The organism is Streptomyces sp. NPDC002580, from assembly GCF_042889485.1.
GTDB lineage: Bacteria > Actinomycetota > Actinomycetes > Streptomycetales > Streptomycetaceae > Streptomyces.
In genome coordinates this window covers 785,854-810,865 of the sequence record NZ_JBIAQZ010000002.1, presented here as the reverse complement: position 1 = coordinate 810,865, position 25,012 = coordinate 785,854, and the positions used below count along the sequence as shown (strand labels likewise).

Genomic DNA, 25,012 nt, shown 5'->3' with positions numbered 1-25,012 from the left:
GACAGGCTGCCGGTCCGGATGCGTACGCGGTCCCCTCCGGGACACCGCGGCGCACGGTGTACGCCGCGCCCGGCGGCACGCCCTCGCGGCCCAACCGGGACACCAGGACCGCTTCGGCAGGCCGCTCCTGCCCGCCCCGACGTGCGGACCAGCCACTTGAACACGCCCAACTCTACTGAGAGGAGGGGTAGTTGAAGGTGTCCGCAATCTTAACGGAGGGACTCGTCAGCTACTTCGACGCGGTGACAGTGGCGTACGAGGCAACCGGTCAGCGGCAGGAACCGCTGCTGGTGAAGGATGACGGGAACTGGTGGACAGGTCTTGGCGATGGTGACCCCGCGGCCCGGCTCTTCAGCACACCAGCGACTCGGTGAACCCTCCCGGGCAGAGCGCTAGACGGCCTCTTGGCGGACCGCCACCTTCACCGGTCTCTGCTCACGGATGACTGTCCAGGCATCCTGATCGGTGAGGGCTTCCAGCCACCGCCCCAGATCCTCACCCGAGTCGTGAAAGAACCAGGAGTTGAAGGCCCCCAGGGCGGTCAACGCCGGTACCGGCTCGTAGGCCAACTCGCAGTGGACCTGGACGAAGTGGTCATGGTCGCCGCTCTCGCCCAGCACTTCGAATTGGCGCGTGAGGTCGAGGGAGAACGCTTCCGGACCGTCGAAGGCGTACACCCCCCCGTACTGAAACAGCAGACCGTCCGCGTCAGGCGAATTCGCCGTGCTGAACCGCATTCGGCCGAAGCGGACAAAGGCAGCCCATGTGTCCTCGGTTGTTGCGGGGTTCGACATCTGGCCCATGCCCAGTTGTGCCCGAAGGAGGTCTGCCGCTTCACCGATCGATGGTCTGTCGGACATGGGCTGATCCTGTCTGATCGGGGCTGCATGGATTCGGCAACCACCATGGGACGAGCCTCTGGGAACTGGCCCCGGCGTCGTGCTTCACCGGCGCGTCCACGGCCTGCCCGACTCGCCGGAACCATACGGGGCCATGATCACTCGCCCCCTGACGGTTCCCGACGCCGACACCAGCGTCGAGGCCCCGACTGTCCTCCGCCGTGGCGGAGGCGTGGCGGAGATCGGGCCAGTCCGTCATGGGCATGATCCAAGCAGTCGGGTGCCGCAGCCATCACTGTCGGCCGGCTCCGCGTACGCCCTCGGAGCAGCCGGACCGGACACCGTCACGGTTCGACCGCAGGCACCGCAGGCACCGCAGGCACCGCAGGCGCCGCAGACGGCGCAGACGGCGCAGACAGCGAGGGAAACGAAGGCAACGAGGGCAATGAAGGGAACGAAGGTACCGACGCCGACGCGGCCCAGGAGCCGGACCGCCCCCTCAGATCACCTTCCACCGCACCAGCGCGCCCAGCGTCAACGCCCCCGGCAGGAGCGGCAGCCACACGGTGATGATCCGGTACGCCAGTACCACCGCGGTCGCCACGGCCACCGGGCCGCCCGCGGCGACCAGCGCCACGATCAGCGCGGCCTCCACCGACCCGAGTCCGCCGGGCGTCGGTACCATCGCGACCGCCACCGTCGCCGCCAGGTAGGCGATCACCATGTGGGTGGGCGACACCGGGAGGCCCAACGCCCGCCCCACCGCGGCCAGTCCGGCCGCCTGGAGCAGCGGGAAGGCCAGTGAGCCGCCCCACAGGGCGAGGGCACGCGACGGACGGGTGTGCACCGAGCGTGCCTCGCCGAACGCCGTGCGCAGGAACGAGAAGACGGCCGCGCGCAGCCGTCGTACCAGCGCGAGCACCGCCACCGCGGTGCCCGCGGCCAGCCCGACGCCGATCAGCAGCGGGCCCACCGCTCCGTCCGGAAGCAGCCCGCCGAGCCGCAGCGCCCCCGGGAACGCGATCAGCAGACCGAGGAGCAGGCCCAGCCGGGCGATCGCCTCGGCGAGCAGGTACAGCGCGAGCGCGGCCGAGGAGCGGGCCAGCGGCACTCCGCACACTGTCATGAAGCGCAGGTTGACCGCGCCGGCGCCGAGGCCCGTCGGCAGCAGGTGGTTCGCCGCTCCGGCGGCGAACTGGGTGGCGAGCAGCCGACGCGCCGGCAGCCGTTCCATGACCGCGCCCTGGCGGGTCACGGCCGCAGCCACCCAGGTCAGGCAGGTCGCGGAAGCCGCGGCCACGAGCCAGGGCCACTCGGCCGACCGCAGATGACCGAAGCCCTCGATGAGCACCGACCGGTGGCGCAGGGCCACCACGAGGACCAGTGCGAGCGGGAGGAGACACAGGACCGGCCGGACGGCGGGTCGAAGGGCGAGGCGGCGGAGCCTGGGGAGGGCCCGGGGAAGCCGAACGGTTGTCACATCCGGAGAGGTTTTCCCCACCGCGCCAACGTGAGGTTGCGGGCGTGGGGACGCCGTCTGACGCGCTGGGCAAGCTGCGGGAGGGGCGGCGCCCGAAGGCCCGCCGCCGTCCCCGGCGATCATCTCGACGCCGGTCCCCGTGACGGCGGGAGGCCGCTCGGGAGGGTGCGGTCGCCCGGAGCCGTTGACCTCAACAATGCTTGAGGTCCTACTGTCGTACCCATGAGCATGGAGACCACAGCCTGGACACAGCTGCACAGTGTCATGAACGCCCAACAGGAGCGTCGGCCCTTCGACCCCGCGACGCTGCGCCGCATCGCCGCCTTCGCCCGCCCGCACCGCCGTCGTATCGCGCAGTTCGTCCTCCTCAGTGTGCTGACCGCGCTGCTGGCCGTCGCGATGCCGGTGCTCGCGGGGCACGTCGTGGACGCCATCGTGACCCACGGTGACGAAAGCACCGTCGTCCGCCTTGCCGTGCTCATCGCCGTCATCGCCGTCGCCGAGGCGGGGTTCGGGATCCTGGGTCGCTGGCTCTCGTCCACGCTCGGCGAGGGACTCATCCTCGATCTGCGTACGGCTGTCTTCGATCATGTGCAGCGCATGCCGGTCGCGTTCTTCACACGTACACGTACGGGCGCGCTCGTCAGTCGACTCAACAACGACGTCATCGGCGCCCAGCGCGCCTTCAGCAACACCCTGTCCGGCGTCGTCGGGAACCTGGTGACGCTGCTGCTCACCCTGGTCGTCATGCTGACCCTGTCCTGGCAGATCACCCTGCTCGCGCTGATCCTGCTGCCGGTGTTCGTGCTCCCCGCCCGGCGGATGGGCAGCCGGATGGCCAAGCTCCAGCGGGAGGCCGCCGACCTCAACGCCGCCATGGGCACCCGCATGACCGAACGCTTCTCCGCGCCCGGCGCCACCCTCGTCAAGCTCTTCGGGCGGCCCGGGGAGGAGTCCGCCGAGTTCTCGGAGCGCGCCGCGCGCGTGCGGGACATCGGGGTGCGTACGGCGATGGCGCAGTCCGCCTTCATCACCGCGCTGACCCTGGTGTCGGCCCTGGCACTGGCCCTCGTCTACGGACTCGGCGGCTGGTACGCCCTGGAGGGCACGCTGGAGCCGGGCGCCGTCGTCTCGCTGGCGCTGCTGCTCACCCGCCTGTACGCGCCGCTCACCTCGCTCGCCGGGGCACGCGTCGAGGTGATGAGCGCCCTGGTCAGCTTCGAGCGCGTCTTCGAGGTGCTCGACCTGAAGCCGCTCATCGAGGAGAAGCCGGGCGCCCGCGCGGTCCCGGACGGCCCCGCGGCCGTCGAGTTCGACGACGTCCGCTTCGCCTACCCCGCCGCGGACAAGGTCTCCCTCGCCTCCCTGGAGGAGGTCGCGGCCCTCGACACCCGGGGTGGCGACGAGGTCCTGCACGGCATCTCCTTCCGCGCCGAACCCGGGCAGACGGTCGCGCTCGTCGGCTCCTCGGGTGCCGGGAAGTCGACCATCGCGCAACTGCTGCCGCGCCTGTACGACACCGACGCGGGCACCGTCCGGATCGGCGGGGTCGACGTCCGTGAACTCAGCGCCGAGTCGATGCGGGCGACCCTCGGCATGGTCACCCAGGACGGGCACCTCTTCCACGAATCGGTCCGCGAGAACCTCCTCCTCGCCCGCCCCGGCGCGACCGAGGACGAACTCTGGGACGTGCTGCGCCGTGCCCGTCTCGACGATCTCGTACGGTCCCTGCCCGACGGCCTCGACACCGTGGTCGGCGAACGCGGCTACCGGCTCTCCGGTGGCGAGCGTCAGCGCATGACCATCGCCCGGCTGCTCCTCGCCCGCCAGCGTGTCGTCATCCTCGACGAGGCCACCGCCCACCTCGACAACACCTCGGAGGCGGCGGTCCAGGAAGCGCTCGCCGAGGCACTGGAGGGCCGGACCGCCGTCGTCATCGCGCACCGGCTGTCGACCGTGCGCACCGCCGACCTGATCCTCGTCGTCGAGGCGGGCCGGATCGTCGAGCGCGGCGATCACGGCGAGCTGCTGGCGGCCGGGGGACGCTACGCGGAGCTGTACCGGACCCAGTTCAAGACGGGGCGGGAGAACGCCGAGGAACTCGCGGCCAGCGTGGACGCGACCCCGTAGCCACCCGCCGTGTGGACGCCCGCCGCAGACCGGCGGGCGTCCACACGTGCCCTCCCTCGGGAAACCCGGATCTCGGATCTCGTGCCGCCACGGTCACCCGGTCACCCGGTCACCCAGGTATTCGCTCACCGGGTCACCCGCTCAGGGGGTCACCCGCTCACCTGGTGACCCGCTCAGGTGGTGAACCGGTGGCGGCCGGAACCGACCCGGTACACCGCGCAGCCGTCCTCCGTACGAAGGAACGCCGCGCGGGTGTGGGAGACGTCGTCCGGTTTGGCCGCGGGGATCCACACCTCGGCCGTGGTGTTCGCGGGCACTCCGCAGGTCAGCTCGAAACCGCCGGAACCCAGGCGCCACTTCGTGGAGACCGGTCCGTAGGCGGAGGTGAACGTGGCCCGCGCGGACGTGACGTCACCGCCCGGCCGGGGACGGACCACGATCTCCCGGTAGCCGGGCCGGCCCGGCGAGATGCCCGCGATGTTGGCGTACATCCACTCGCCCACCGAGCCGTAGGCGTAGTGGTTGAAGGAGTTCATGTCCGGGGTCTGGAAACTGCCGTCGGGCCGGATGGAGTCCCAGCGCTCCCACATGGTGGTGGCGCCCCTGTCGATCTGGTAGCCCCAGCTCGGGAAGGACTGCTGCCGGAGCAGCCGGTAGGCGACGTCGGTGTGCCCGGTGTCCGTGAGGACGGGCAGCAGCCGGGGTGTCCCGAGGAAGCCGGTGGACAGATGCCAGTCCTTCGCGCGGATCAGGTCGACCAGCCGGCCGGCCGCCGCCGTCCGCAGACCGTCCGGCAGAAGGTTCATCGACAGGGCGAGGACGTACGCGGTCTGCGTGTCGCCCTTCACCCTCCCGTCCGCGCCGACATAGGCGTCCCGGAACGCCTCCCGAACCCGTTCGAAGAGCGCGGTGTGCGGCGCGGGATCCTTGCCGAGCACCGTGGCCATGCGGGCCGCGAGATCGGCGCTGTGCGCGAAGTAGGCGGTGGCGACGACGTCCTTGGGCGTCTCGTCCGAGACGTTCAGCCAGTCCCCGTACCCGCTCGCCGGCCGCAGCAGGCCGTTGCTGTGCCGCTCCAGGTAGCCCAGCCACGCCTGGACCGAGGCCCAGGCGTCGGCCAGGACCTGCCGGTCCCCGTACGCCTGGTACAGCGACCAGGGGACCGTGACGCCCGCGTCGCCCCAGCCCGCGACGCCGTTGCCGACCGTCCCGACCATGGGCGCCACGTCCGTGAAGGCGCCCTCCGGGGTCTGCCCGTCCCGCAGGTCCACCAGCCACTTGGCCAGGAAGCGGGCCGACTCCATCGTGTAGGCGGCGGTGGGCGCGAAGACGTTGATGTCGCCGGTCCAGCCCAGCCGCTCGTCGCGCGCCGGGGTGTCCGTGGGGACGGAGAGGAAGTTGCCGCGCTGCCCCCAAGTGATGTTGCTGTGCAGCTGGTTGAGCATCGGGACGTCGGTCTCGAACTCCAGGGTGAAGGGTGCCGAGGTGTGCATCACGCGGCCGGTCACCGCATCGGCGGAGGGGGTCCCGGGGAACCCGGTGACCTCGACGTAACGGAATCCGTGGAAGGTGAAGCGCGGCTCGTACGTCTCCTCGCCGCCACCCTTGAGGGTGTACGTGTCCGTCGCCGCGGCCGATCGCAGGTTCGCGGTGTAGAGGGTGCCGTCCGGTTCGAGGACCTCGGCGTGTCTCATCCGCACGGTCGTCCCCGCGTCGCCCGAGACACGCAGCCGCACCGAACCGACCATGTTCTGGCCCAGGTCGAAGACGAAGACGCCCGGCGAGGGTTCGGTGACCTTCTCGGCCGGCCGTTCACCGGCCACCCGCACCGGTCCGTCCACCTGCGCGACGATCTGCCGGGGCGCCGCGTCACCAGCGGTGCGGACGGTCAGCCAGGTTCCGTCGTCGTAGCCGGGCGAGGTCCAGCCGGGTGTCTCCATCCGCGCGTCGTACGTCTCGCCGCCCAGCAGATCGGCGGCGACGATCGGTCCGGCGGCGGCCCGCCAGTCCGAGCCGGAGACGACGCGCTCACTCGTCCCGTCCGCGTAGTCGACCTCCAACTGCGCCAGCAACGCCGGGCGTTCGCCGTACTGGTGCGGGCCGAACATGCCGACGTTGCCCGCGTACCAGCCCGGTGCCACATACGCGCCGAGGGCATTGGCGCCGCGTCGCACGAGATCGGTCACGTCGTACGTCTGGTACTGGACGCGCTCGCGGTAGTCGGTCCAGCCCGGGGCGAGTTGGTCACGGCCCACCCGGTGGCCGTTGAGGTGCGCCTCGTACAGGCCGAGAGCCGTGGCGTAGAGGCGCGCGCGGGCCACCTTCTTGCGCGGCAGCGAGAACTCGTGCCGTAACTGGTTGGCGGCGAAGGATGCCGGAACGACCCTTCCCCAAGGGCCCGCGCCCCACGCGGCGGCCACTCGCGCGCCCGTCCATCCGCTGTCGTCGAAGCCGTCCCCGCGCCAGTCTCCCGGCGGCTCCGCCTCCGTCGCCTTCCACGAGGCGTCGGTGACGATCCGCCGCTCGCCCGACGCCGTGCTCAGGGCGAGGACGGCGACCAGACCGGCCGGCCCCACCGTCGCGTTGGACGCCGCGACCGCGAGGACGTTCCGGCCGGGACGCAGCCGCCCGAGGACGTCGACGACGGCCGGACGGCGCCAGTCCTCGAACTCGGTCGCCAGGTCGGTAGCGGCCACTTCGGCCCCGTTCACGGAGACCGAGAAAACGTTGTCAGCGCTGATGGCCAGTCTCGCCGCCGTCACATCACCGGGCAGCTCGACGACCCGCCGGAACCACCGCGTACCCGCCGGAGCGCTGCTCGCCGGATCCCCCTCGGGGAACCAGATCCAGGAACTGCCTTCGAGCGAGGGCGCGTCGGTGAGGACCGGGGGAGCGCAGACCCAGTCCGCGGACCACCCCGCGGTGCCCATGAACCCGGTCTCCCACCAGGACGGCGCACTCCACGCGGAGGCCGCGCCGTCGGTGTCCCACACCTTCACGGACCAGAAGTAGCGTGTACGGGCTGCGAGTGGGGGCCCCGCGTACGGAACGAGGACGGACTCGTCGGACGCCACCTTCCCGCTGTCCCAGACGTCCGGACGGGACAGCCTCGACGCGCTGGAGGCGACACGGATCCGGTAGGCGCTCTGCCGCGTCCCCGGCTTGTCCGAGGCCATCGGCCAACTCAGCCGCGGGTGTCGGACGTCGAGCCCCAGAGGGTGTTCGACGTACTCGACGGTCGGCCCGGTGACGCGCGGAGCCGCGCCCCGCACGCGCGGCGCGGCCGCCGCGGAACCTTGCGCGGCCCCGGCCGGCCCGGCTCCCGCGGCCGTCACGGCGACGGCCCCGGCCGCCCCCGCCAGAATGTTCCTCCTGCTGATCAACTGCGGCCCCTCACCTAGGAGTTACTGATCGGCTATGAATCGATTCACAGCGGTGAAGGTAGGGGTGGGTGGGGTGGAGGTCAACAAGCGCGACGGTATTTACCGGAAACAGGGCCTGCTGATCCGTGTCATCACGGGATTCGGCCGGTTCGCGTCCTCGAACATTGAACGGTTTCAATCGACCGGAGAGGGGACCGACCGTCGCTCCGGCCGCCCACACACGTGCCGGTGGCGCCCGAGCGGCGGGGGTGAGGGGCGGTCGTGCCGCGGAGCGCCCGGGCCCGCAGGACGGCGGCCGGCCCCGTCGGGTGGCGGGTGGCACTCGCGTGGTGATGGTCACGCGCAGCGGGCGGATCGGTGGCCACCCGCTGCTATAGAGTTATCCCCGATCGATCTCGATCGCAGGATTGTTACTCCCTGTGGATGTCATGGTCATCGCCCCGGGCAATGCCCCGGCGGCGTTCCATTCCACGGGAGGCAAGGCCTGGGTGGCGCCCCGTGCGCGACCCGGGCCTTTTTTGTTGCCACGGTCCGGGCGTGAGAGATCGCGGAGCCATGCAGGATCGCGACGACCAGGGATGCAGTGACGCAGCATGAACACACCCACACCCGAAGGACTGGCGGAGAAGATCCTCCGCGGCGTCGGCGGACCCGAGAACATCGAGAGCCTCACGCACTGCGCGACGCGGCTGCGCTTCCAGCTCCATGACGGCGCCAAGGCCGACCAGGCCGCGCTCGACGCCCTCGACGGCGTCATGGGAACGGTGCCGCAGTCCGGCGACCGCTTCCAGATCGTGATCGGTGGAGCCGTCGCCGGCGTCTACTCGAACATCATGAACCTGCCGTCGATGAGCGGCGGCGGCACGCCCCGCCCGCAGTCCGACGCCGAGGTCAAGGCTGAGATCCGCGCCAAGGGCCGCGGCCGCTTCGCCTGGCTCGACAACTTCTTCGAGTACCTCTCGGACTCGTTCCGCCCCCTCCTGGGCGTGCTGCTCGGCGCTTCGCTGATCATCGCGATCGCCTCCATGCTCGACGCCTTCGGAGTGGTCGACTTCCGCGCCGCGGACAAGTCCGCGACCTGGGTCTTCGTCGACTCGATGTGGCGCTCGGTGCTGTACTTCCTGCCGATCATGGTCGCCTACAACGCGGCCAAGAAGCTGAAGATCGACCCCTGGGTCGGCGCCACGGTGATGGCCGCGGTGATGACCCCGAACTTCACGGGCATGATCGGGTCCAAGACCCCCGGCGTCACCACCACCACGAACGCGACCCTGGGCACCTCGGAGTCCGTCGCGCACGTCTTCGGGCTGCCGATGCAGCTCAACGACTACGGCGGCCAGGTGTTCGTGCCGCTGCTGATGGTCGCCCTGCTCGCCCTGGTCTACAAGGGCCTGAAGCGGATCTTCCCCGAGAACGTGCAGATGGTCTTCGTACCGTTCTTCAGCATGCTGATCATGATCCCGCTGACCGCCTTCCTCATCGGTCCCATGGGGATCTGGGCCGGCAACGGCCTCGGCACGGGTCTGTCCTGGCTGAACGGCAACGCCCCGATCGTCTTCGCGATCGTCATCCCGCTGCTGTACCCCTTCCTGGTCCCGCTGGGTCTGCACTGGCCGCTGAACGCCCTCATGCTCGTGAACATCAACACCCTCGGGTACGACTTCATCCAGGGCCCCATGGGCGCGTGGAACTTCGCCTGCTTCGGCGCGACCGCCGGTGTCCTGCTGCTGTCGATCCGTCACCGTGAGAGGGACATGCGCCAGACCGCCACCGGCGCCCTGGCCGCGGGTCTGCTCGGCGGTATCTCCGAGCCCTCGCTGTACGGCATCCACCTGCGCTTCAAGAGGATCTACCCGCGCATGCTCGTCGGGTGCCTCGTGGGCGGCCTGATCGTGGGCATCCTGGGCGGCGTGGACACCAAGGCCTTCGCCTTCACCTCCGTGCTGACCATCCCGGTCTTCGACCCGATGATCAAGTACATCGTGGCGATCTCGGCGGCCTTCTTCACCTCGATGGCGCTCGTGTACTTCGCGGACTACCGCACGAAGGAAGAGCGCGCCCAGGTCAACGCCGAGCGCGACGCGGCCGAGGCCGCCGACGACAAGGCTCCCGCTCCCGCCCCGGCCCCCGCCGAGACCGTTCCGGCCGACGACCGTGAACTCGTCACCGTCGGCGCCACGGCCGCCGCTGACACCGATGCTTCCGCTGCCGCCGGTCCCGCTCCGGTGGCCACCGCCGGGACCGACGCCCCCACGGCCACCGGTACCGGGAAGGCCCTCGAACTCGCGGCGCCCGTCGCGGGCCGTGTGGTCGGCCTCGGCGAGGTCGAGGACCCGGTCTTCGCCTCCCGCGCGCTCGGCGAGGGCGTGGGCATCGAGCCGGCCGACGGCCATGTCGTCGCCCCGGTCGACGGCGAGCTGATCACCGTCGCCGAGACGGGCCACGCCTTCGGCATCCGCACCACCGACGGCATCGAGGTACTCGTCCACATCGGCATCGACACCGTGAAGATGCGGGGACAGGGCTTCGACGTACGGGTCGAGGCGGGCCGGAAGGTCACCGTCGGTGACCTCCTCGCCGAGGTCGACCTCGGCGCCGTGCGCGCCGCGGGGTACTCGACGGTCACCCTGATGACCGTCCTGAACACCGCGAGCCTGACCTCGGTCGAGCCGCACACAGGTCGGGACGTCGCCGTCGGCGCCCCTGTGGTGACCGTGCGGCGGTGACCGGCCGCGATTGACCCGAACCGGCGCGTGCACGCTCCCGCGAGGGGACGCGTGCACGCGCCGCGCCGGTTCGGGAGAAGATGGAGAGCGGACGGAAGGGAGGGCCGGCGGTGAAGGCTCTGCGTGTCCTGAACAACAACGTGGTCCTCGCGAGCGACGAGCGGGACCAGCCGGTCATCCTCACCGGGCGCGGCCTCGGCTTCAGCTCCCACCAGGGCAAACCCGTCGACCCCGCGCTGATCGAGCGCGTCTTCGTCCCCGCCGACGACCGCGGCTCCGGCCCCGCCGACGACCCCGACCGTCTGGCCGAGGCCCTCGCCCTCATCAGCGAGGAGATCCTGGAGGCCGTCGTGACCGCCCTCGGCGACGTCGGCATCGAGGGGCGCGAGTCCACTCGCCCCACTCTCGCCATCGCCGTCGCCGACCACGTCGCCGGCGCGCTGGACCGGGCAGCGCGGGGCATCGTCATCGAGTACCCGCTGCGCGCCGAGGTGCAGACCCTGTACGCCACCGAGTACGCCCAGGCCCAGCTGCTGCTCCAGGCCGTCAACGAGCACGTGACCCCGCAGCTGGAGGCCTCAGAGGCGACCCCGCTCGCGTTGCACCTGGTCAATGCCGGCTTCGTCTCGGGCGACCTGTCCTTCACGTACACGATGACCGGAGTCGTCCAGCAGATGCTCGCCGTCATACGGGAGCGGTACGGGCTGGACGTCTCCCACGAGAACATGGGCGTGGCACGTTTCATCACCCATGTGCGCTACCTCTTCGTACGGATCCAGCAGCGCCGGCAGCTCACGGGCCACGAGTCCACGATCGGGAAGGGCATACGCCTGTACTACCCCGAGGCGACCCGCACCGCGCAGCAACTGGCGACGATCGTGGAGCTGCGGCTGGAGCGGCGGCTCAGCGAGGACGAGGTCTCCTACCTGGCGCTCCACGTGGCCCGCATGACCATGGAGGCCGACGCCACCGCCGTGTGAGAGCGGGGGACACGGCCCGTCGGTCGGAGTGCCGCTTGCCCGGGAGCATCAGCACGCCCCCACTCGGAGGGACAGCACGGCGGGCGGCACCCCCGTAGGGGAGCGCCGCCCGCTCACGTCCGTGGGTGCCGTCAGTCCGTCACCGTCAGCAGGCGCACGGCCCGTCGGCGTCCGTCGTGCTCGTACTCGACGCGGCTACCGGCCGATCGGCCCAACAGGGCCTGCCCGAGCGGGGTGCAGGGGCTGAGCTTCTCCACGTCCGCCGAGTGCGGCTCCTGGGAGGTGATCTCGTACTCCTGCTGCTCCCCGCCGATCTCCACCCGGACCAGGCGGCCGGGGCACACCGCGTCCGCCACGGCCCTGCGATCACCGGTCGGGTAGGCCTCGAGCAGTGCGGCGCGCTCCTCCGACTGCTCGACGCGCCCGCGCTGCTTCCGCTGCTGGTCCGTGCGGACCCGTGGACGCGAGCCGTTCCCCCCCCCGGCCGGGCCGGACTGCCGCTCCAACTCGGCTCGAAGCTGGTCCAGCTCGTAGCGGATCCGCTGCTCCGCGGACTCCGGCAGGGCGGCCACGGCCGGCGCCTTGCCGCTGGGCACGGGCCGTTGTAGCGGTGGCCACCCGGGAAAGGCAGAGCTCAGGCCATGGAGTGCCGGGGCGACCGGATCACGTGGGCTCTGACGTCGTTCAGCGGCCCCTCGATATTGGCCACTTGGCCTCCCCCGCCCGGTGAGCGGCGCGTGACGTCCCGAAGCGGCCTACTGCCGCTCGCCTGCGGTACGGCAACGGGTGGGGCCACCGCAGATCGTCATCGAAAGCCTGTCGGCGCCGACGACGGCCGATTCGGTGGGGCCGATTGCCTACGTCGAAGCCCATCACGGCTTGGTCCGGTGATCACCCGTGGTGGGCTGCTCCAGATGGGAGGCGAGGACGGCGGCCTGGACCCGGCGGTGCACGCCCAGTTTGGCCAGCAGACGAGAGATGTGGTTCTTGACGGTCTTCTCCGACAGGTAGAGCTTCTGGCCGATCTCGCGATTGGTGAGTCCGTCGCCGATCAGGGACAGGATCTCCCTCTCGCGTGGCGACAGGCTCGCGATCTCGGCGGGCACGGCGGGACCGTCCGTCGGCTCGGCCCGCAGCGAGCGCATCAGCCGAGCCGTGGTCGCGGGATCGAGCATCGACTGCCCCGAGGCCACCGTCCGCACCGCCGAGACGAGGTCGGATCCCTTGATCTGCTTCAGGACGTAGCCGGAGGCGCCGGCCATGATCGCGTCCAGCAGCGCCTCCTCGTCGTCGAACGACGTCAGCATCAGGCAGGCCAGTTCCGGCATCTGGCTCCGCAGTTCACGGCAGACCGAGATGCCGTCGCCGTCCGGCAGACGGACGTCGAGGACGGCGACGTCGGGGCGCAGGGCCGGGCCGCGCACGAGTGCCTGCTCAACGGAACCGGCGTCACCCACCACCGAGATGTCCGGCTCGGCCTCGAGCAGGTCGGACAGACCGCGACGGACGACCTCGTGGTCGTCCAGCAGAAACACCCGGATCGGGTTCTGCTCGGTGAAGGTGCGTGGCACGGACATGATGACCTCTCGTTCCCCGGCGGAGGACAGACCGCAGGCTGTCCTTACCGCAGATCATCACGCGGCGGGACCGATGGCACTAGGGCTGACCGGCCCTAGTCTGAACGATGTTGGCGCGCCACTCCTCCGTACGCGCCTCACCTCGCCGCGAGGGCGCGGTGCTCGCGGTGGCTGCGGGGCGACCGTGCCGGGGTGCCGGCGCCGGTGTGCCGGCGTCATCGTGCCGGTCCGGGAATCTTCGGCACGGCGCGGTGACGGGTCGCTCTGGTACCAGCGTCGCGATTCGTCAAACTCACGTCGAAGCAGGGCCGTCCGTACCTCCCCCGTACGGATTCCTGCGCGTAGCCGGCTCGCCGTGGCGCGTGAGGTCGAAATCCACGTCCACCACGCCTTCGACGGCGCGGATGAGTCGTGCGGCCACGGGCACCAGAGAGGTGTCCCGAACCTGGCCGGCGAGTGTCACGACACCGTCGCGGGATTCCACCAGGACGGCTGAACCCGGGCCGGGGAACAGGTAGGACACGACTTCGCGCCGCACCTCTTCGGTGATCTCCGCGTCGGTGCGCAGGAAGACCTTGAGGAGGTCGGCACGGCTGACCACGCCTTCGAGCATGCCCACGGCGTCGACAACGGGAAGCCGCTTGACCTTCGCCCGGGCCATCACCCGGGCGGCTTGGGCGAGCGTGGCGTTCGGACGGACGGTGAGAGCAGGGGAGGTCATGAGTTCTCCCGCGGTGACCGAGCCGGCCTTCGCCAGGTCGGACAGGCGGCGCAGTTGGGTGTTCCGGTCCGGGTCGCTGTCGCGGAACTCCTCCTTGGGCAGCAGGTCGGCCTCGGACACGACACCGACGACACGGCCCTCACCCTCGATGACGGGCAGGGCGCTGACCTTCCAGTCCTGCATCAGCTGCACGATCTCCTTGAAGGTCGCTCCGCGACCCACGCTGGCGACCGTATGGGTCATGACATCGCTGACGATGTGCGGCGTGCCGTGCATGGTCACTCCTTCATCCATCGGCATGGGACGGGGTCAGACGATGCTCATGGCGCCGTGAGGGGCGTACAGGTCCAGAAGGCGTGTCCGCGCCGAGCGGAGACGGTGGGCGAGTATCTGGCCGGCCCACCGACTGATCTCGTCACCCAGCGCCGGGTCGTCCTGGCACATGAACCGGACGCCGGTGGCGTCGAATTCGTAGGCCCGCACGGGTGTGGTCGCCTCGGCGCCGAGGTGCCAGACGTGCGGGGCGAAGAGCCAGGACCAGCCGATCAGCTCGTTGGGCCCGATGTCCTCGATGACGGCGGCCGGGCATCCGGGCACCTGCATGTCGAGTTCGATCCGGCCGGTACGGATGATCCAGAATCGGTCCGCGCGTCCGCCCTCCTCGAAGAGGCGCGTTCCCTGCGGAATGGACACCTCCCGGGCGACGCGCATGAGCCGCCGGCGGTGTTCGGCGGACAGGGCGCGCAGCATGCTCGGTGTGGGGGAAGCGTTCATGACATGCCTCCGCGATGACGTTCAGGAACTGTCAAGGCCAGCGTGTGCCGGGTCGTCCGCGCAGGCCATGGGCCACCCGGACCATTCACCGGTCCATCCGGTACCCATCGGGAGACTCGGTGCAGCGTCGATGCGAGTCCATGAGGCGAGGCCGGATCGGGGGGAACTCCGACGCCGAAAGGCCAGTGACGCAGCGTGCCTCCGCTTGCCCGGTGCGACAACAGCCCGATCGTCTTCGGCCACCGATCCCGGAGCTGCCAGGGTGTCCGGGCGCGGGCGAACCTCGGAGCGAGGCCGGCCAGGTGGTGTCCAAGCCGAGTCGAGGCTGTACGGACCGCGAGGACCGGGACCTTCGGGACCGCTGAAGGGGCCCGAACGGCCGCTGCCTCGACCCGGTACGGCGCAGAAGGATCGTTCACGGATCGACGCTTCAGCGGCCTGGGCGAGCACACCACCGCGCAGGCGTGGAGGACCTGGCCGCCGGGCTGTCCGTCACCGGCACGACGCCGGCGTCCATCGTCTTCGACCGGGCGGAGAACCGCCCGCACACCATCAAGGCCGTACTCGTGGCCACTCTGGAGGACTGACACCATGCGCATCGTCGTCGCCCTCGGCGGCAACGCCCTGCTCCACCGTGGCGAACGCCCCGACGCCGCCGTCCAGCAGGCCAACATCGACCGGGTCGCCACCGCTCTGGCCGCCCTCGCCCATGAACACGAACTCGTCATCACCCACGGCAACGGCCCCCAGATCGGCCTGCTCGCCGTGGAGAGCGCCGCCGACCCCGGCCTCAGCGCCCCCTACCCGCTGCACCTGCTCGGCGCCCAGACCCAGGGCATGATCGGCTCGCTGCTGGCCTGCACGCTGCACAACGCCCTGCCCGGCCGCCGCATCGCGAACCTCGTCACCCACACCGTCGTCCGGGCCGACGACCCGGGCTTCGCACGTCCCGCCAAGTTCGTCGGCCAGGTCCACCCTCGCGACCTGGCCCGTTCCCTTGCCCGGAAGCGGGGCTGGCACATCGCGCAGGACACCACCGGCTGGCGCCGCGTCGTCGCCTCCCCGGCACCGGAACGGATCCTGGAGACGGACATCGTCCACGAACTGCTGAACAGTGGAACCCTGGTGATCTGCGGAGGCGGCGGAGGCGTCCCGGTCACCGCCGACAGCGACACCGGCGCGCTGACCGGAGTGGAAGCCGTCGTCGACAAGGACCTCACCGCCGCTCTGCTCGCCGAGGACCTGAAGGCCGACTTCCTGCTCATCCTCACCGACGTTCCGTGCGTCTACGAGGAGTACGGGACCCCCGCTCAGCGGCCCGTCCTCGACGCCACCCCAGCCGAGCTGCGCCGCAGAGGCTTTCCCGAGGGCTCCATGGGACCCAAGACCGAGGCCGCCGCCCGGTTCGTCGAGCGGACCGGGGGGATCGCCGCCATCGGGGCGCTGGACGCGGCGTACGAGATCGTCCACGGCGGGTCGGGCACGCTGGTCCGCCCGGATCTCACGGCCGGCTGAAGAGCCGCGGAGGGCGAGGCGCTGGGCCGTCCGGCCCAGGGGCCGGGGCCGGACGGCCCGCCCAAGTGCGCTCTCCGGCACTCCCGGTGATCTCCGCGAACGACAAGCATGCGAAGTGCAAGCCACGCACGAATCGAGGAGAGGAACGGCGATGACCGCAACCGTGACAGTCGGTGACCGGGTCTCCGGGGCCTGGCGAGGCTTCGCCGGGACACGCTGGCGCGAGCAGATCGACGTGCGCGACTTCATCCAGGCCAACGTCACCCCGTACGACGGTGACGCCGCGTTCCTGAGCGGCCCCACCGATCGCACGCGCGCCGTCTGGGAGAAGGTCAGCGCCCTGTTCCCGGAGGAGCGGCGCAAGGGCGTCCTCGACGTCGACACCGCCACACCCGCCACCATCACCTCGCACGCCCCCGGCTGGATCGACCGCGACCGCGAGCTCATCGTCGGCCTGCAGACCGATGCCCCGCTCAAGCGCGCGATCATGCCAGGCGGCGGACTGCGGATGGTGGAGAACGGACTGAGGGCATACGGCTACGAGCCCGACCCGTTCGTCACCAAGGTCTTCGGGACCTACCGCAAGACCCACAACGACGGTGTCTTCGACGCGTACACGCCCGAGATGCGCGCCGCCCGCAAGGCCGGCATCATCACCGGGCTGCCCGACTCCTACGGCCGGGGCCGCATCATCGGCGACTACCGGCGCGTCGCCCTGTACGGCACCGACCGGCTGATCGAGGCCAAGCGGGCCGAGAAGGCCCTGTCGGACGATCGGTCGTCGACCGAGCACGTCATCCGTGACCGCGAGGAACTCGCCGAGCAGATAAGGGCGTTGGGTGAGTTGACCCGTATGGCGGCCACGTACGGCTGTGACGTGTCCCGTCCCGCGGCCACCGCCCGCGAGGCCGTCCAGTGGCTCTACCTCGGCTATCTCGCCGCGGTGAAGGAGCAGAACGGCGCCGCGATGTCGCTGGGACGCACCTCGACCTTCCTCGACGTCTACCTTCAGCGCGACCTGGAGGAGGACGTGCTCGACGAGTCCGGCGCCCAGGAACTGATCGACGACTTCGTCATCAAGCTGCGCATCGTGCGCTTCCTGCGCACCCCCGAGTACGACGCCCTGTTCTCCGGCGACCCCACCTGGGTGACCGAGTCCATCGGCGGTATCGGCACCGACGGCCGCCCGCTCGTCACCCGCACCTCCTTCCGCTTCCTGCAGACCCTCTACAATCTCGGCCCCGCCCCCGAGCCCAACCTCACCGTGCTGTGGTCTCCCCGACTCCCGTCCGGCTTCAAGGAGTTCTGCGCCCAGGTCTCCATCGACACCAGCGCCGTCCAGTACGAGTCCGACGACCTGATGCGTCCCCGCACCGGCGACGACACCGCCATCGCCTGCTGCGTCTCCGCGATGGCCGTCGGGAAGCAGATGCAGTTCTTCGGGGCCCGCGTGAACCTCGCCAAGGCGCTGCTCTACGCGATCAACGGCGGCCGGGACGAGGTCACCGGCGGACAGGTCGCCCCCGAGACACCGGCCCTGACCGGCGACATCCTCGACTACGAAGAACTCTCGAAGGCGTACGACCACATGCTCGACTGGCTCGCCCGGACCTACGTCGACGCCCTCAACGTGATCCACTACATGCACGACAAGTACGCCTACGAGCGCATCGAGATGGCACTGCACGATCACCCCGTGCACCGCTTCATGGCCTGCGGAATCGCCGGCCTGTCGGTCGCCACGGACAGCCTGTCGGCCGTGAAGCACGCACGCGTGAAGGTGATCCGCGACGCGACGGGCCTGGCCGTCGACTACGAGGTGGAAGGGGAGTATCCGGCCTACGGCAACAACGACGACCGGGCTGACGCCATCGCCGTCGGCCTGGTCGAGTCCTTCATGGCCAAGGTCCGCGAGCACCCCACCTACCGCGGCGCCGAGCACACCCAGTCGGTGCTGACCATCACCTCGAACGTCGTCTACGGCAAGCACACCGGCAACACCCCGGACGGCCGCCGTGCCGGAGAGCCCTTCGCCCCCGGAGCCAACCCGATGAACGGCCGAGACCGGCACGGCGTGGCCGCCTCCGCGCTCTCCGTCGCCAAACTGCCCTACGAGCAGGCCCGCGACGGCATCTCGCTGACCACCACGATCACCCCGGAGGGACTGGGCCACGCCCCCCAGGAACGGGCCGGGCACCTGGTGGGCATCCTCGACGCCTACATGGCCGCCGGCGGCTTCCACATGAACGTCAACGTCCTCGACCGCGCCACCCTCGAGGACGCGATGGAACACCCGGAGAAGTACCCGGAGCTGACCATCCGCGTCTCCGGATACGCCGTCAACTTCGTCCGCCTGACCCGTGAGCAGCAGCTCGACGTGATCAGCCGCACCTTCCACGGATCACTGTGAAGGCCGTGACGGCCGGCCGGATCCACTCCTGGGACCTGTCCACCGGCGTGGACGGTCCCGGGACCCGGTTCGTCCTCTTCCTCAGCGGCTGCCCCCTGCGCTGCCTCTACTGCGCCAACCCCGACACCTGGCACATGCGCGACGGCCGGGAGGCGACGGTGGACGAGGTGATGGCGGAGATCGAGAAGTACCGCTCCTTCATCACCACAGCGGGTGGCGGAGTGACACTCACCGGCGGTGAACCGCTGCTCCAGTCCGCCTTCACCGGCGAGCTGCTGCGCCGCTGCAAGGAGGCCGGACTGCACACCGCGCTGGACACCTCCGGCTTCCTCGGCGCCCGCGCCGAGGACGAACTCCTCGCCCGCACCGATCTGGTCCTGCTGGACATCAAGTCCTTCGGCATCGACACCTACCGGAAACTGACCGGCGGCGAGCTGACACCCACCCTGAACTTCGCCACCCGCCTCGACCGTCTCGGCGTCCCGATGTGGATCCGGTACGTGCTGGTCCCCGGCTGGACCGACGATCCGCAGCGAATAGACGCCCTGGCCTGCTTCGTCGCGGGCCTGGGCACGGTCGAGCGGGTCGACGTGCTTCCCTTCCACAAACTCGGCGCCGCGAAGTACGAGGCCCTGGGCATACCGTTCCCGCTGCGCGACAACCCGGTACCCGACCCCGCCATGACCGAGAGCGTCCGCACGCGCTTCAAAGCGCACGGAGTCGCGGCCTACTGACCGCAGGACCAGCGGCACCGAGTCGCTCCGCCCGTCGACGGCGGGCGGAGCGCGGTGTGCCGGAAATCCACCGCGTCGGCGAGAGCGGCGGCGAGGATGCCGAGGGCGAGCACCGACGAGGCTGGCCGGGGCCCAGGAGCCGCTCCCTGCGACGGAGGGACGCCGGTCGGTGAAGGCTCGCGGGGCCGGGCAGGCCGACCGCGGAGTGGTCGCCGAGCAGGCCGAACGCGTCGAGCGGGCCGGGCCTCCGCGCGGCCGAGTGGGCCGGGCGGGCCGAGCACGGCAGCCGGCGTCGTGATCCACCGGATGGGTGACCTACTCGGTTCCAACATCCGTTCTCTTTCGGCACGTTGTGCCATGCCGTACCCAACAGCCCCCGAAAACAGGGCCGTTCAGCCCAACGGGCACGGACCTTCGGCATCCGGCACCGCCCGCTGTCCGGGACGAGAGTAGGTGACGTCAAGAACGCCCCGATCGCCCCGAAGGGAACCACAAACCATGGCCGTGCACGAGAACCCTCGCCGGAACTCCGGTTTCCACCTGCCCTCGTTCCGCGGGAACCGGACCACCTCCGCATCCGAGTCGGCCGTGCCGGCACTCACCGGTACGAGCACCGCGCGGGCCTACGCCTTCGCGTCTCTGCGTCTGCTCACCGGGTTCGTCTTCCTGTGGGCCTTCCTCGACAAGGCCTTCGGCTTCGGCTACGCCACACCCTCCGGCAACGGATGGGTCGACGGGGGGTCGCCGACCAAGGGCTTCCTCGGATCCGTCTCGGCAGGACCGATGCAGTCCACCTTCCACTCCTGGGCCGGTGACTCCTGGGCGAACTGGCTGTTCATGCTCGGTCTGCTCGGCATCGGCCTCGCTCTGACCGCCGGGGTCGCGTTGCGGATCGCGGCCGTCGCGGGCACCACGATGATGGCGCTGATGTGGATTGCCGAATGGCCCCCCGCCAAGCACCTCGTGGACGGCTCGCCGAGCATGTCGGTCAACCCGTTCGTCGACTACCACGTGATCTACGCCGTCGCTCTGATCGTGCTGGCCGCTGTCGCCGCCGGCGACACCCTGGGCGTGGGCCGGCTCTGGGCGAAGCTGCCGGTCGTCCGCGACCACGGCTGGCTGCGTTGACCGTCGCGGCGCGGTGGGCTTCGGAGGTTCCACCCGAAGCCCACCGCCCCGCCGTGCGGAGGGACGGTCGGACCCGATCCGGGACCAGTGGCCCCTGCACAAGGAAGCACCCGAAGACGACGCTGGAATCGGATCCCTTGCTCCAGGAGGTGGAGATCATGCTCCGCACCATCACCGTAGGCCTCGACGGATCGGCCGAGAGCCGGGCCGCCGCGGAATGGGCCGCCCGCGAGGCGAAGCTCCGCGGCCTGCCCCTGAAGATCGTCCACGTCTGGGAGCCGGTCCCCGAGCCGATGGCCCAGGCACCCCTTCTGGGAGCCGAGACCCAGCAGCACTGGACCGAGAGGATCCCCCGGGAGACCGCCGAGGGACTCCGCCTGCGCCACCCCGGCGTCGACGTGACCAGCGAGCAGCTGTCCGGCCACCCGGGCACGCGACTCACCGAGGCGGCGGAGTCCGCCGAACTGCTGGTCCTCGGCTCCCGCGCCATGGGAGGAGTCGGCGGTTTCATGGTCGGCTCCGTCGGCTTGAGCACCGTGGCCCACACGCGGCGGCCCGTGGTGCTGGTCAGGGCGGAACAGCAGGTCTCCGACGAGCACGAGATGGACGAGGTGGGAATTCCTTCCGCTGCCACGGCCTTCCGTCCCGTCGTCCTGGGCCTGGACATCCACCACCCCGACGACGAACTGATCGAGTTCGCGTTCGACGCCGCGCAACGCCGCGCGACCTCGCTGCGTGTCGTGCACGGCTGGTTCCCGCCCCCCTACTACGCGTACGGGATGCCGGTGAACCCTCCCCTGCACGAAGCCCTCGCCCTGAGCGAGTCGCAGAACCTCGCGAACGCCCTGCGCCCGTGGCGGCACAAGTACCCGGACGTCGAGGTCGTCGAGGAGTCCCGCTACGGCAGCGCCGCCCTGTTCATCGTCGACGCCTCGCACACGGCCTCCCTCGTGGTCGTCGGCCGGCGCGTCCGCCGCAACCCGGTCGGCTCCCACATCGGCCATGTCACGCACGCCGTTCTGCACCACTCGACCGCACCGGTCGCCGTCGTCGCCCACAGCTGACCCGACCGCCAGGAGGAGAACGTCATGACGGACCGCCCGCTCGTCGTCGGTGTGGACGGCTCCGAGCCCAGTCTGCGGGCCGTGGACTGGGCGGCCGACGAGGCCGCCCTGCGCGGAGCGCCGCTGAGACTCGTGTACGCCTCGCTCTGGGAGCGGTACGAGGGCGCCGCGCTCGCGGAGGATCTGGGCAAGCCGTCCGAACAGGTCACGGCCGAGGACATCGTGCGCGTCGCCGCGCAGCGGGCCCGGCCACGCCATCCAGGTCTGGACATCTCGACCGACGTGCTGCCCGAGGAGCCCGAGTACGCGCTCGTCCGTGAGGGACGCAACGCCTGTGCACTGGTGCTCGGCACCCGAGGCCGCGGCGGATTCGTCGACATGCTGCTCGGTTCGGTCAGCCTCGACGTCGCCGCCCACGCGGACTGCCCGGTCATCGTGGTGCGCGGCAGCCACGACAACCAGGTCCGCGCCGGGACGCGGGGCCGCGTCGTCGTGGGCGTCGGTGAGCAGGCGACGGAGCCCGCCGCCCTTCGGTTCGCCTTCCAGGAGGCGCGGCTCCGTCACGCGAGCCTGGACGCCGTGCGGGCCTGGCGGTGGCCGGCACACGAGACCACCGACCACCCCCTGATCGCCGGTGAACCGGCACGGCTGCACGAACAGCACGCCGCCGAGGTGCTGGAGAAGGCGCTGAGGGACGCCCCGGCCGATGTGGTATTGCGCCGGCGCACGGTGGAGGGGCACACCCGCCAGGTGCTCCTGGACGCGTCCCACTCCGCCGACCTGCTGGTCGTGGGCGCCCGGCGCGGCGCCGGTCGCCTCGGCCTTCAACTCGGCCGTGTGGCCCACGGGGTCCTGCACCACTCCGCCTGCCCGGTCGCCGTCGTACCCGAGCGGACACCGCCGCGATGACCCGCCGCCCGGAAATCGCCGAATGACCGGGAGAGCTGGGCCGCGGACACCACGGACGACGCCTGGAACCGGCCGCCGTACCACCCGCGGCACCTGCCGGTCGGCGTCCGAGCAATTCACCGACCTCGCCACCACGCAAGGCGGTTCCGACTCGCGCACCTCGCGCGGCAGCACCGCCGTCATCCTGCGGACCATGCCGCCGCCACCGCCCGATGACCCACGTCGACGACTTTCGGAGTCCCCTCATGTCCAAGGCCGAACACCAGGACGCCACCGTTCTCCCCGATGAGGAACTGCGCACGCTGGACTCGCACTGGCGGGCCGCCAACTACCTGACGGCGGGCCAGATCTACCTGATGTCCAACCCGCTCCTCACCGAGCCCCTCAAGCCCGAACACATCAAGCCCCGGCTGCTCGGTCACTGGGGGACCTCGCCCGGCCTCAATCTCGTGCACACCCACCTCAACCGCGTCATCAAGGCACGTGGCCTGGACGCGCTGTGCGTCTGGGGCCCGGGACACGGTGGCCCGGCCGTGCTGGCCAATTCCTGGCTGGAGGGCACCTACAGCGAGACCTACCCGGACGTGTCCCGCGACGCGGCGGGCATGGCCGAACTGTTCCGGCAGTTCTCCTTCCCCGGCGGTGTGCCCAGCCATGTCGCCCCGGAGACGCCCGGCTCCATCCACGAGGGCGGCGAGCTCGGCTACTCCCTGGCCCACGCCTACGGCGCGGCCTTCGACAACCCCGGACTGCTCGTCGCCTGTGTGATCGGCGACGGTGAGGCGGAGACGGGACCGCTCGCCGCGTCCTGGCACTCCAACAAGTTCCTCGACCCGGTCCACGACGGCGCCGTCCTGCCGATCCTGCACCTCAACGGCTACAAGATCGCCAACCCGACCGTGCTCGCCCGGATCCCCGAGCCCGAACTCGACGCGCTGCTGCGGGGATACGGACACGACCCGATCCATGTGACGGGCGACGACCCGGCCCAGGTGCACCGCGCCATGGCCGCCGCCCTCGACGACGCCCTGGACCGCATCGCCTTGATGCAGCGGACCGCCCGCGAGGACGGCATCACCGAACGCGTTCACTGGCCGATGATCGTGCTGCGCACCCCGAAGGGCTGGACCGGTCCCGCCGAGGTCGACGGCCTGCCCGTCGAAGGAACCTGGCGCGCCCACCAGGTGCCGCTGGCCGGGGTCCGCGAGAACCCGGAACACCTGCGCCAACTGGAGGCCTGGCTGCGCTCGTACCGTCCCGAGGAACTCTTCGACGCCGAGGGCCGTCCCGCCGCCGACGTCCTCGCCTGCGTACCCGAGGGAGCCGGGCGGCTCGGGGCCACCCCGCACGCCAACGGCGGCCTGCTCGTCCGGGACCTGCCCCTCCCACCCCTCGACGACTTCGCGGTGCCCGTCGACAAGCCGGGCACGACCCTCCACGAGCCCACCCGGATCCTCGGGGACCTCCTCGCCCAGGTCATGAAGGACACCGGCGGACGCAGGGACTTCCGGCTGGTCGGCCCCGACGAGACCGCCTCCAACCGGCTCCAGGCAGTCTTCGACGTCAGCGGAAAAGCCTGGCAGGGCCGGCACATTCCGGTCGACGAACACCTCGACCACCACGGCCGGGTGCTGGAGATCCTCTCGGAACACACCTGCCAGGGCTGGTTGGAGGGCTATCTCCTGACCGGCCGGCACGGGCTGTTCTCCTGCTACGAGGCCTTCGTGCACATCGTCGACTCCATGGTCAACCAGCACATCAAGTGGCTCAGGACCTCACGGCAGTTGGCCTGGCGGGCCCCGATCGCCTCTCTCAACTACCTGCTCACCTCGCACGTGTGGCGCCAGGACCACAACGGCTTCTCGCACCAGGACCCCGGCTTCGTCGACCACGTCCTCAACAAGAGCCCCGAGGTCGTCCGCGTCTACCTCCCGCCGGACGCCAACACCCTGCTGTCCGTCGCCGATCACGTGCTGCGCAGCCGCGACTACGTGAACGTCGTCGTCGCCGGCAAACAGCCCTGCTTCGACTGGCTGTCCATGGACCAGGCCCGCGCCCACTGCGCCCGCGGAGCCGGCATCTGGGACTGGGCAGGCTCGGAGAACGGCGACGAACCGGACGTCGTCCTGGCCTGCGCCGGCGACGTCCCCACCCAGGAGGTGCTCGCAGCCGCACAGCTCCTGCGCCGCCACCTCCCGGACCTCGCCGTCCGGGTCGTCAACGTCGTCGACATGACCCGCCTGCTGCCGCGCGAGGAACACCCGCACGGCATGAGCGACTTCGAGTACGACGGACTGTTCACCACCGACAAGCCGGTGATCTTCGCCTACCACGGCTACCCCTGGCTCATCCACCGGCTCGCCTACCGCCGCAATGGCCACGAGCACCTGCACGTGCGCGGCTACAAGGAGTCCGGAACCACGACCACCCCGTTCGACATGGTCGTCCGCAACGACCTCGACCGCTACCGCCTCGTCATGGACGTCATCGACCGCGTCCCCGGCCTCGCCGTGCGCGCCGCCGCTGTACGCCAGGAGATGGCCGACGCCCGCTCCCGCCACCACACCTGGATCCGCGAGCACGGCACCGACCTCCCCGAGGTCGCGGACTGGACCTGGAACGCCTGACAGCCCCTCACCTTC

General features: G+C 70.6%; 17 protein-coding genes and 1 pseudogene. 11 read left to right on the top strand and 7 right to left on the bottom strand.

Going from position 1 to position 25,012, the window contains the following annotated elements; genetic code table 11:
• Positions 1-392: 392 nt before the first annotated feature.
• Both ACFYW7_RS09960 and ACFYW7_RS09955 read right to left on the bottom strand, forming a co-directional pair.
• Positions 393-860, bottom strand: coding sequence for a hypothetical protein (locus ACFYW7_RS09960; protein ID WP_389499983.1), 468 nt, complete (start codon positions 858-860; stop codon positions 393-395).
• Positions 861-1,338: 478 nt separating this feature from the next.
• Positions 1,339-2,319 (bottom strand): YbhN family protein, encoded by a 981-nt coding sequence (locus ACFYW7_RS09955; protein ID WP_389499981.1) that lies wholly within the window; start codon positions 2,317-2,319, stop codon positions 1,339-1,341.
• Positions 2,320-2,547: 228 nt separating this feature from the next.
• Here ACFYW7_RS09955 and ACFYW7_RS09950 point away from each other — a divergent pair, with 228 nt between their 5' ends.
• Positions 2,548-4,449, top strand: coding sequence for an ABC transporter ATP-binding protein (locus ACFYW7_RS09950; protein WP_389500422.1), 1,902 nt, complete (start codon positions 2,548-2,550; stop codon positions 4,447-4,449).
• Between the two features lie 173 nt (positions 4,450-4,622).
• On the opposite strand, the gene ACFYW7_RS09945 is transcribed toward ACFYW7_RS09950, so the two are convergent.
• Positions 4,623-7,832 carry an alpha-L-rhamnosidase gene (locus ACFYW7_RS09945; protein ID WP_389499979.1) on the bottom strand — a complete coding sequence of 1,070 codons (3,210 nt, stop codon included), beginning with the start codon at positions 7,830-7,832 and terminating at the stop codon, positions 4,623-4,625.
• A 593-nt stretch (positions 7,833-8,425) separates the two neighbouring features.
• On the opposite strand from ACFYW7_RS09945, the gene ACFYW7_RS09940 reads away from it, so the two are divergent.
• The gene (locus ACFYW7_RS09940) at positions 8,426-10,558 is read left to right on the top strand and encodes a glucose PTS transporter subunit IIA (protein ID WP_389499977.1); all 2,133 of its coding nucleotides are present in this window, start codon (positions 8,426-8,428) and stop codon (positions 10,556-10,558) included.
• Between the two features lie 110 nt (positions 10,559-10,668).
• Positions 10,669-11,538, top strand: coding sequence for a PRD domain-containing protein (locus ACFYW7_RS09935; RefSeq protein ID WP_389499975.1), 870 nt, complete (start codon positions 10,669-10,671; stop codon positions 11,536-11,538).
• A 131-nt stretch (positions 11,539-11,669) separates the two neighbouring features.
• On the opposite strand, the gene ACFYW7_RS09930 is transcribed toward ACFYW7_RS09935, so the two are convergent.
• From ACFYW7_RS09930 to ACFYW7_RS09915, 4 genes are all read right to left on the bottom strand, one after another.
• Positions 11,670-12,134, bottom strand: a complete 465-nt coding sequence (locus ACFYW7_RS09930; RefSeq protein ID WP_389499973.1) for a GreA/GreB family elongation factor — start codon at positions 12,132-12,134, stop codon at positions 11,670-11,672.
• A gap of 276 nt (positions 12,135-12,410) precedes the next feature.
• Positions 12,411-13,115 (bottom strand): response regulator, encoded by a 705-nt coding sequence (locus tag ACFYW7_RS09925; protein ID WP_389499971.1) that lies wholly within the window; start codon positions 13,113-13,115, stop codon positions 12,411-12,413.
• A gap of 292 nt (positions 13,116-13,407) precedes the next feature.
• Positions 13,408-14,112 carry a CBS domain-containing protein gene (locus ACFYW7_RS09920; RefSeq protein ID WP_389499969.1) on the bottom strand — a complete coding sequence of 235 codons (705 nt, stop codon included), beginning with the start codon at positions 14,110-14,112 and terminating at the stop codon, positions 13,408-13,410.
• Between the two features lie 33 nt (positions 14,113-14,145).
• Complete coding sequence (locus ACFYW7_RS09915; RefSeq protein ID WP_389499967.1) at positions 14,146-14,610, bottom strand: cyclic nucleotide-binding domain-containing protein; 465 nt, start codon at positions 14,608-14,610, stop codon at positions 14,146-14,148.
• A 503-nt stretch (positions 14,611-15,113) separates the two neighbouring features.
• Between ACFYW7_RS09915 and ACFYW7_RS09910 the strand changes: the two are divergent.
• From ACFYW7_RS09910 to ACFYW7_RS09875, 8 genes and pseudogenes are all read left to right on the top strand, one after another.
• Positions 15,114-15,197, top strand: a pseudogene (locus ACFYW7_RS09910) (ornithine carbamoyltransferase, subunit I); the annotation flags it as partial.
• A gap of 4 nt (positions 15,198-15,201) precedes the next feature.
• A complete protein-coding gene (locus tag ACFYW7_RS09905) occupies positions 15,202-16,125 on the top strand; it encodes a carbamate kinase (RefSeq protein ID WP_389499965.1) in 924 nt (307 codons plus the stop codon).
• Positions 16,126-16,276: 151 nt separating this feature from the next.
• Positions 16,277-18,535 carry a formate C-acetyltransferase gene (gene pflB / locus ACFYW7_RS09900; RefSeq protein WP_389499963.1) on the top strand — a complete coding sequence of 753 codons (2,259 nt, stop codon included), beginning with the start codon at positions 16,277-16,279 and terminating at the stop codon, positions 18,533-18,535.
• Positions 18,536-18,540: 5 nt separating this feature from the next.
• On the top strand, positions 18,541-19,269 hold the full coding sequence (pflA, locus tag ACFYW7_RS09895) for a pyruvate formate-lyase-activating protein (RefSeq protein ID WP_389499961.1): 729 nt from the start codon (positions 18,541-18,543) through the stop codon (positions 19,267-19,269).
• 498 nt (positions 19,270-19,767) lie between these two features.
• A complete protein-coding gene (locus ACFYW7_RS09890) occupies positions 19,768-20,397 on the top strand; it encodes a hypothetical protein (RefSeq protein ID WP_389499959.1) in 630 nt (209 codons plus the stop codon).
• Positions 20,398-20,555: 158 nt separating this feature from the next.
• Positions 20,556-21,461, top strand: coding sequence for a universal stress protein (locus tag ACFYW7_RS09885; RefSeq protein WP_389499957.1), 906 nt, complete (start codon positions 20,556-20,558; stop codon positions 21,459-21,461).
• 24 nt (positions 21,462-21,485) lie between these two features.
• Positions 21,486-22,370 carry a universal stress protein gene (locus ACFYW7_RS09880; RefSeq protein ID WP_389499955.1) on the top strand — a complete coding sequence of 295 codons (885 nt, stop codon included), beginning with the start codon at positions 21,486-21,488 and terminating at the stop codon, positions 22,368-22,370.
• A gap of 245 nt (positions 22,371-22,615) precedes the next feature.
• Complete coding sequence (locus ACFYW7_RS09875; protein ID WP_389499953.1) at positions 22,616-24,997, top strand: phosphoketolase; 2,382 nt, start codon at positions 22,616-22,618, stop codon at positions 24,995-24,997.
• Positions 24,998-25,012 lie beyond the last annotated feature (15 nt).

Coding starts and splice junctions, on each gene's coding strand:
- ACFYW7_RS09880 (WP_389499955.1), top strand. CDS start 21,486: ATGACGGACCGCCCGCTCGTCGTCGGTGTGGACGGCTCCGAGCCCAGT.
- ACFYW7_RS09940 (WP_389499977.1), top strand. CDS start 8,426: ATGAACACACCCACACCCGAAGGACTGGCGGAGAAGATCCTCCGCGGC.
- ACFYW7_RS09915 (WP_389499967.1), bottom strand. CDS start 14,610: ATGAACGCTTCCCCCACACCGAGCATGCTGCGCGCCCTGTCCGCCGAA.
- ACFYW7_RS09905 (WP_389499965.1), top strand. CDS start 15,202: ATGCGCATCGTCGTCGCCCTCGGCGGCAACGCCCTGCTCCACCGTGGC.
- pflB (WP_389499963.1), top strand. CDS start 16,277: ATGACCGCAACCGTGACAGTCGGTGACCGGGTCTCCGGGGCCTGGCGA.
- ACFYW7_RS09920 (WP_389499969.1), bottom strand. CDS start 14,112: ATGCACGGCACGCCGCACATCGTCAGCGATGTCATGACCCATACGGTC.
- ACFYW7_RS09875 (WP_389499953.1), top strand. CDS start 22,616: ATGTCCAAGGCCGAACACCAGGACGCCACCGTTCTCCCCGATGAGGAA.
- ACFYW7_RS09950 (WP_389500422.1), top strand. CDS start 2,548: ATGGAGACCACAGCCTGGACACAGCTGCACAGTGTCATGAACGCCCAA.
- ACFYW7_RS09960 (WP_389499983.1), bottom strand. CDS start 860: ATGTCCGACAGACCATCGATCGGTGAAGCGGCAGACCTCCTTCGGGCA.
- ACFYW7_RS09925 (WP_389499971.1), bottom strand. CDS start 13,115: ATGTCCGTGCCACGCACCTTCACCGAGCAGAACCCGATCCGGGTGTTT.
- ACFYW7_RS09890 (WP_389499959.1), top strand. CDS start 19,768: ATGGCCGTGCACGAGAACCCTCGCCGGAACTCCGGTTTCCACCTGCCC.
- ACFYW7_RS09885 (WP_389499957.1), top strand. CDS start 20,556: ATGCTCCGCACCATCACCGTAGGCCTCGACGGATCGGCCGAGAGCCGG.